Raw genomic sequence first — 7219 nt, 5'->3', positions numbered from 1 at the left:
GCTGAGCAAATCCCGTCTACGAAAGCTGGATCCCGCGGATTTCAAGCGTTGTAGCCGCGTTCCTTCACATTATGGGCTGCTGCGGATAACTGACGTTATGCTCACCTCATCATAATGTCAGCCAGCTATCGATGTAGCTTGCATGATCGGGACGCGGTTCAAGTTCCGGAACGATCGCGAGATCGGCGCATAAGAATGCGCTGCCGAGTTCGGCAATCAGTTCTTCCCGGGCGCGCTCACTGCGATCCGTCCCATAGCGGCTGAGATCGCGATCGAGCCGTCCCTTGGCCGATGTCCAGTGCGTCAATTCATGGCTGAGGATGGCAAAGTAACAGACGTCGTCCCGGAAGGCGTCGCAGTGCGGCATCTGAATATAGTCGTGGGCTGCGGCATAGTAGGCCGATGTGCCGCCATGACGGATCATGGCGCCGGTGTTGGCAAAGAAGCGACCGGCCTCACCGATGCGGTCGAATGGATCCGACAGGCTTGCTGTTGGTTGGACCCGGGCATCGAGGCCATCGATCTGATCGGCATTGAAGACGGTGTAGGCTTTCATGAAGGGGATGGAACGCTCGACGTCATCGCCGCCATCAGCGGTTTCGGTACGGATGATCGAGCTGGCAAAGACGACGGTCGTTCCGCTTTCGCCCTTGCGAACCGCGCCGCCAAGTTCGAGCGCCTGGCGGAATGTCATCCAGGTCGAGGACGAGAAGCCGCGGGCGATTGCCTCCGACCAGAGCAGAATGACGTTGATCCCGGAATAGGGTGCGCCATTGAAGCGCAGCGGTCGTGAGACCGGATCGGACGGATAAGCGTTATGCCAGGGTTGGATCCAGGGACGGACACCCTGTTCGAGAGCGGCAATGATCTTGTTGGTGATGCGGCCGTGGATGTCGGATCGTTGGCTGCTTTGCTGCCTTGTCATGTTGGAACCTCCGCTTTGGGGTCGCGACCATCGCGACCTGCTACGGCGGTCCAAAAGCCGGGCTTCAAGCGCTGGCCGGCACCCGAAGGGCCGAAACGCCAGTGGAGGACGGCAACGCCGTTGCGGCCAGAGCGAGCCTGGCAGGACCGAAAGCCGCAGCAGGACGCGGGGGACGCGGGTTCAAGCGGATCCACAGGTTCAGGCGGTAAACACCCACACGATCGGCGCCTCGGCGTGCTACCCAAGATATCGCGCCCGGCACCGACCGTCCCTGGCACCCGGTTAGGCTATGCTGTCAGCCGCGCCTTGCCCGCGACCGTGCGATGCCGACGATATCGTCGGTGCCTGCCTGCTGGCATGGGGCCGTTGGGTGGGCATTCACGTAGATGACATCAAATGAGTGAACGTAGGCTCGGCGCCTTCACAGCAACATCGACGCTCCGCGATCAAGATAGGTGTCGAGGAACTGCTCAAGCCGCGCATTGCGCGGCTTCCTGAAGACCTCCTGCGGGGGCCCTGTGAAGACGATTCTACCGTGGTCGAGGAACGTGATCTGCTGCCCGACGGTAGCCGCAAAGCCGATCTCGTGCGACACGACGACCATCGTCATTCCCTCGGCGGCGAGATCGCGCATGACGTTCAGCACTTCGCCGGTCAGTTCCGGGTCGAGGGAGGATGTCGGCTCGTCGAAAAGCATGATCTTCGGCTTGAGGGCAAGCGCTCGGGCGATGGCCACGCGCTGTTGCTGTCCACCGGAAAGCTGCGACGGATAGTGCCCTGCCCGGGCCTCAAGACCGACTTTCACAAGTTGCGCCATGGCTCGTTCTTCAGCATCCTTGCGGCTCATCTTCTGGACGGTCTTCAGTGCCTCGCTCACATTTCCGAGCGCAGTCATGTGCGGCCAGAGATTAAACTGCTGGAACACCATGCCGATCTGGGCGCGGATCGCACGGTTGGCGGCAGGAGCGACGCGCTCCCGTAGGCCCTTGGCATTTTCGGTGAAACCCAGGACCTCGCCATTGATTGTGATGGTTCCAGACGTTGCTTCTTCGAGAAAGGCCATGCAACGAAGAAGCGTGCTCTTGCCGGAGCCTGAGGGGCCGATCAGGCAGGAGACCTGGCCTTGCGGGATCTCGAGGTCGATGTTCTGGAGGACTGTCGTCTCCCCAAACTTCTTGACGAGATTCTTGACTGCGATCGCTGGGAGGCTCATGCGTTGGAAAACCTGAATCTGGTGAATTTCGTTTCTACGAGGCGGCCAAGCCGGCCGGTTATCTCGACGAGCACCCAATAGAAGAGTGCCAGCACCGAGAGTGCTTCGACGAAGGCATATTGCTGTGCTCCGATCGCGCTCAGTGTTGCTGTCAACTCGGGAACGGTGATGATCGAAAGGACGGCCGTTTCCTTCATCAGAAGAACTGCCATGTTCAAAGACGGAGGCAGCACGAGCATGGTCATCTCAGGCAACAGGATACGCCGGATGATCTGCCCCTGTGTCAGGCCCACGCATTCGCCGGCCTCGATGTGGCCCCTGGGAACCGCCATGAAGCCGGATCGAAAGATCTCGCTATAGTAGGCGGCGCCGTAGATCGAGATGCCGATCAGGCCCGCCGGCAGGGGATCGAGAGACAGGCCAATGAAGGGACCTCCATAGTAGACCAGAAAGATCTGGATGAGGAACGGCGTCCCGCGCAAGACCGCGACGACAAAGCCGAGGGTCTTGTCGAGAAGCACTCCACCGAAGCGCCGACCCACAGCCACGAAGAACCCCAGGATCGCCGCAGCAATCGTGCCGACAACCCAAATCAGGATCGTCACGCCGGCGCCGCTTGTGATCGCTGGCAATTGGTCGAGGATGACGTTGATGTCAAAGGTCATCGCGGTAATCCCGGAAGAGAGCGCTCGATGAGGTCGCCGGCAAGGGCCACCAGCCAATTGATCGCAAGATAGATGAGGCCCGCAGCAGCAAAGATCTGCAATGGCAGGAAGGTGCTGCCTGCAAGATCCTGCGCCATGCGCGTCAATTCGACGACGCCCACGACGGAAACCAGCGACGAGGCCTTGAGGATCAGGATCGCCTCGTTGACCAACGCAGGGAACGTCAGCCTCAGTGCGATGGGCGCCTTGATACGGCGGAAGATCTGCCCCGGCGTCAAGCCGACCATCTCGGCCGACTCCACGAGACCGATAGGGACGCTGGCAAATCCGCCGCGCATGTTTTCAGCCTGATAGGCCGCGGTGCAAAGCGACAGTCCGATTATGGCTGCGACGATGCTCGGTACGTTCAGCCCAATTGCAGGCAACATATTGTAGATAAGCAGCAGTTGCACAAGCAGCGGCACGCCGCGAAAGAAACTGATGAAGATTTGTGCAGGAACGACGAAGATAGCCTTCCTCGACAGCAGCATGCCCGAAAGAAAGATCGCGATGGCAAAGCCGATCAAAATAGACACGACGCTTATCAGCACCGTGTAGATCGACGCGTAGAGAAGCAGTTCAAAGAGTTTGATGGACATGTCCGGCTTTTGCCCGCCTGGCTGTCATGGAGGCACGATGGCGTCTTTGATTGCGCCCGGGAAGGGGCGCAATCAACGATCGTCTGCTATCAGAACGCAGGGTCCTTGACAGCATCGGGCGTTTCGAAGGTGGCGCCAAACCACTTCTTCTGGAGCTCGGCCATACGGCCGTCAGCCTTGATCTTCAGCAGTGCTGCATCGATCGCGTCCATCAGCGGCGCATGGTCGGCATCCTTCAGGCCAATGAAGCCGAAGTAGGACTTCTTGCCGAATGGTGGCAGCACGACTTCAAACGTTCCCTCGCGCTGCTTGGCGACGAAGGCGATGTTCGGCAGCGAGTTGGCGACACCGGCAATACGACCGGCGGCGAGATCGGCATAGGATTCAGTGAAAGCGGGGTATTCGCGTATATCCACCTTGGAAGACAGCGTTGCCGAGAATTCCTTCAACTGATCGAGCTGCGAGGTGGCCTTGCCGACACCGATCGTCTTCCCTGCGATATCGTCCGGCTTGCTGATGGTCGTGTCACCGGCTTTCTTCAGGATTGCGATGGTCGCTTCGGCAATCGGCGGCGTGAAGCGGTAACGCTCCATGCGCTTCTTGGTGATGGTTGCAGGACCGGCCACGACATCGAACTTGCCGGCTTCGAGCGCCGGGAATACGCCATCCCAAGGAAGCGCTACCCACTCAATCTTGACGCCCAGCTCCTTGCCGATCTCGGCAAAAAGATCAACGTTCAGGCCAGCATGTTCGCCGGCATCGATAAAATCAAAGGGTGCAAAGGCGGTTTCCGTACCGACCTTCAGCGTGCCGGCCTCCTTGACGGCGGCAAGCGTATCGGCGGCGTGCGCCGACAGGGTCGCCCCAACCAGAAAGGCAGCGCCGACGAGGCCCTTCAGCAGTGAACGTGCGATCATGATTGTCATCTCTCCAGTTTTCGCACCCGTGGATGCGTTCGAGTTCCCGATTTAGTCCCGTGACACGGACTTCTATGATCCGCTTTTGACTATACAAATAGATATGCGCTAGCCTAAGGTGTCAACGTCAAAGTCGACGGACGCAATTTTTGTGCCGACCGGGTTCTTTGGGGCGCGAGCTTCGCGTCCATATCGTTTCGCCAGCGGCAAGATGGGGTCGCGTCTTGGAGCCAATTTATCTCAGGATATTCAAGGATATAGAGGCGAAGATCCTGGCCGGGGACTGGCGTCCCGGCCATCGGATCCCGAGAGAGCATGACCTCGTCGACGACTACGGCTGTTCGCGCATGACGGTAAGCAAGGCGATGACGGCACTCGTCGACCGCGGGCTTGTCGTACGCAAGCGCAAAGCCGGCTCATTTGTCGCCTCGCCGCAGATTGACCGCACGGTCATGGATATCCAGGATATCGGCACCGAGGCGACTTTGGCGGGCTATGAGCATCGCTACGAGATACTGACACGAAAGATCGAGACCCTGGGCTCGGTCGAGGCCGCGCAGTTGGACAGTACGTCGGGAGCCGAAATCCTCAGGATCCAATGTCTGCATATCGTCGATGGGAAGCCCACCGCAGTCGAGCGTCGTATCATACTGCTGGACACAGTACCGCTCGCAAGAGACGAGAGCTTCGCGACCGCGCCTCCGGCAAAATGGCTCCTCTCCCAAGTGCCATGGTCCAGGGCCAAGCATGTGATACGGGCGGTCTTGGCCGATGCTGCGACTGCCCGCATTCTTGAGATCGATCGTGGCGAGCCCTGCCTGAACCTCATTCGTCAAACGTGGCAGAATGATCGCATGGTGACCTATGTCGAGATCACGCATCCCGGAGATCGCTTTCAGTTTGCCGGCATCTTTCATCCGGCCGAAAAACCTGCGTAACGTCGGGAGCCATGGGGAAGTGTGGTGAGCGAGGAACAGAAGTTTCGGGGAATTCCGCTGAAAGGTCTGCAGGCATTCGAAGCGGTCGGGCGCTGCGGGAGCGTGATGGCGGCTGCCGCGGAACTGAACGTGTCTGCGGGCGCCATCAGCCAGCAGATACGCAAAGTTGAGAGCTTTCTCGGCATCACCCTGGTGGAGCGGAGTGGACGGACAGTGGAGCTAACGCAGTGGGGCCGGCTCTATCACCGGGAAATATCGAAGGGCTTTGAGCAGTTTGCGCTCGCCCAGCAGGTGCTCGAGCGGGCACGCAACGAAAATTCGCTCGTTCTCAGCGCGCTGTCGTCGGTTGTCAACAAATGGATCGGCAGGCGCATTTTTGACTGGCAAGTGCTGCATCCAGACGCTCACGTCAGGCTGACCGGCCGCGACAGGGAGCCGCGGATGGGCTTCGATGAGGTTGATTTCCGGGTCAGTTACGGGTCGGACGTTCTGCAGCACGACCACTATGCCGAGCTGTTTCGCGACTGGGTTGTTCCAGTGTGCTCCCCTGCCCTGACCGACGGCAGGAATTTGACCGCCGTCGATCTCTTGTCCTACCCGCTGCTGCATGTCGAGTGGGAACGGCATTTCACACCCTATCCCAGCTGGGCGGAATTCGCTGAGAAGATCGGGGCGAGCTTCAAAGGTGCTCCCTCCGGCTTGTCCTTTACCCTCTCGAGCAGCGCCATCGACGCCGCCATCAACAAGCGCGGAATCGTGCTCGCCCAGATGTCGATGATCGCCGACGAATTGGAAGCGCAGACATTGGTGATACCGGTCGATATCAGAATGCCGTTGCGCGAGAGTTACTTCCTTGCTTGGGACCGCTCCGCGCTGCAAAAGCCTTATGGCTCGGAGTTTCGCGACTGGGTCATGGCGATCTCGCGGCGGCAGGCCCAAATCTCCGCACCTGCGACTCTTTAGAAAAACTAGAAACGGAAGTCAGCGTTTGACGCCGAACGCTACATTCGAGTCAGCTAACTCATTGAACTCCGTGATACTCATCCGCTGCGCGGCACGTGACAGTAGCGCCCTCCGTAGAACGTTTCGACCTCATTCCTTCTTCGGAATTTCCAGCCCGCGGTGCGATCTCAGTCCACGGGGGCACATTTCCTTGTCGTAGGTAGCGAGTTCGAAAGCTCTGATGACATCGCGGACTTCTACAAGGCCATTCGCGATAGCAATGCGTCGACAGTCTTCTTTCAATCCCGTGGCGGTAACGTTGCGACCGCTGCGACAGTGACCGCTTCGAAAAGAATAGACTTCTCTGTCACGGCACATCTCCCAACAACGTCCCACGATATCTAATGTGGTTCGTCGCCGCTAAATCTACCAGAGTGAGCGCCGCTAGCGCTCTCCGGTCTCCGCTTTGCGTCGCCAATTATTGTGCCCTGCCGCCAGAGATTTGCTTCTAGCCGCCAACCATCTTGCTGATGTTCTCTCGGCTTTCCACTTGTCAATGCGACGGTAGGGGAGCCCGCGCGCCTTCCGATCACACGACTAGCAGGCTGTTGAAAAAGTCTGCGGTTTGGCCTTGAGGATGGCCTCGTCGCCGTTGTGGTATGCGAACGTGATCTCGACCGAGCCGTCGTCGAGTAGTTCAGCATGACCGTCGCCCGAGACTTCGTCCATCTCGTCAAATCCATACCATGTGAAGGAAACGGATGATCCGCTATAGCCGATATCGAGGTTGGCTTGCATGGCACCGAAGGCAATTTCTCCGGAGCCATCTGGCGTGATGGTGATCACCGCCGGCTCGACCAGGTCGAGATAATCCCGATCCCAGATGTCGGCGGCTACAATCCGCCAACGACCTATCAGCCTGCAGTTTGAAGCCGCCCCACTCATGACGATACCGCCATCAGTTTCGGTAACCGCACCAGA

General features: G+C 58.9%; 8 protein-coding genes. 2 read left to right on the top strand and 6 right to left on the bottom strand.

Annotated features, from left to right (window positions below; all coding sequences use genetic code 11):
- Window positions 1-109: 109 nt before the first annotated feature.
- The 5 genes from C934_RS0131215 to C934_RS0131195 all read right to left on the bottom strand — a co-directional run bounded on the left by C934_RS0131215 (window position 110) and on the right by C934_RS0131195 (window position 4358).
- Window positions 110-925 (bottom strand): ArdC-like ssDNA-binding domain-containing protein, encoded by an 816-nt coding sequence (locus tag C934_RS0131215; protein ID WP_018860429.1) that lies wholly within the window; start codon window positions 923-925, stop codon window positions 110-112.
- Window positions 926-1346: 421 nt separating this feature from the next.
- Window positions 1347-2138 (bottom strand): amino acid ABC transporter ATP-binding protein, encoded by a 792-nt coding sequence (locus C934_RS0131210; RefSeq protein ID WP_018860428.1) that lies wholly within the window; start codon window positions 2136-2138, stop codon window positions 1347-1349.
- Entirely contained in the window at window positions 2135-2803 is a 669-nt protein-coding gene (locus tag C934_RS0131205) for an amino acid ABC transporter permease (RefSeq protein ID WP_018860427.1), read from the bottom strand. The genes C934_RS0131210 and C934_RS0131205 overlap by 4 nt, the downstream gene beginning before the upstream one ends.
- A complete protein-coding gene (locus C934_RS0131200; RefSeq protein ID WP_018860426.1) occupies window positions 2800-3441 on the bottom strand; it encodes an amino acid ABC transporter permease in 642 nt (213 codons plus the stop codon). The genes C934_RS0131205 and C934_RS0131200 overlap by 4 nt, the downstream gene beginning before the upstream one ends.
- Window positions 3442-3530: 89 nt before the next feature.
- Window positions 3531-4358 carry a transporter substrate-binding domain-containing protein gene (locus C934_RS0131195; RefSeq protein WP_026372236.1) on the bottom strand — a complete coding sequence of 276 codons (828 nt, stop codon included), beginning with the start codon at window positions 4356-4358 and terminating at the stop codon, window positions 3531-3533.
- A 224-nt stretch (window positions 4359-4582) separates the two neighbouring features.
- Between C934_RS0131195 and C934_RS0131190 the strand changes: the two genes are divergently transcribed.
- Both C934_RS0131190 and C934_RS0131185 read left to right on the top strand, forming a co-directional pair.
- Window positions 4583-5296 (top strand): UTRA domain-containing protein, encoded by a 714-nt coding sequence (locus tag C934_RS0131190; RefSeq protein WP_026372235.1) that lies wholly within the window; start codon window positions 4583-4585, stop codon window positions 5294-5296.
- Window positions 5297-5320: 24 nt separating this feature from the next.
- Window positions 5321-6259 (top strand): LysR family transcriptional regulator, encoded by a 939-nt coding sequence (locus tag C934_RS0131185; RefSeq protein WP_018860423.1) that lies wholly within the window; start codon window positions 5321-5323, stop codon window positions 6257-6259.
- 576 nt (window positions 6260-6835) lie between these two features.
- On the opposite strand, the gene C934_RS35410 is transcribed toward C934_RS0131185, so the two are convergent.
- Window positions 6836-7219: hypothetical protein (locus tag C934_RS35410; RefSeq protein ID WP_018860422.1), on the bottom strand; the 384-nt coding region annotated here is incomplete at its 5' end.

The organism is Rhizobium sp. 42MFCr.1 (genome assembly GCF_000377185.1).
In the GTDB taxonomy this organism is placed as follows: Bacteria; Pseudomonadota; Alphaproteobacteria; order Rhizobiales; family Rhizobiaceae; genus Rhizobium; species Rhizobium altiplani.
Note: the sequence above shows the minus strand (reverse complement) of the source record. Positions and strands in the feature narration are given on the sequence as shown.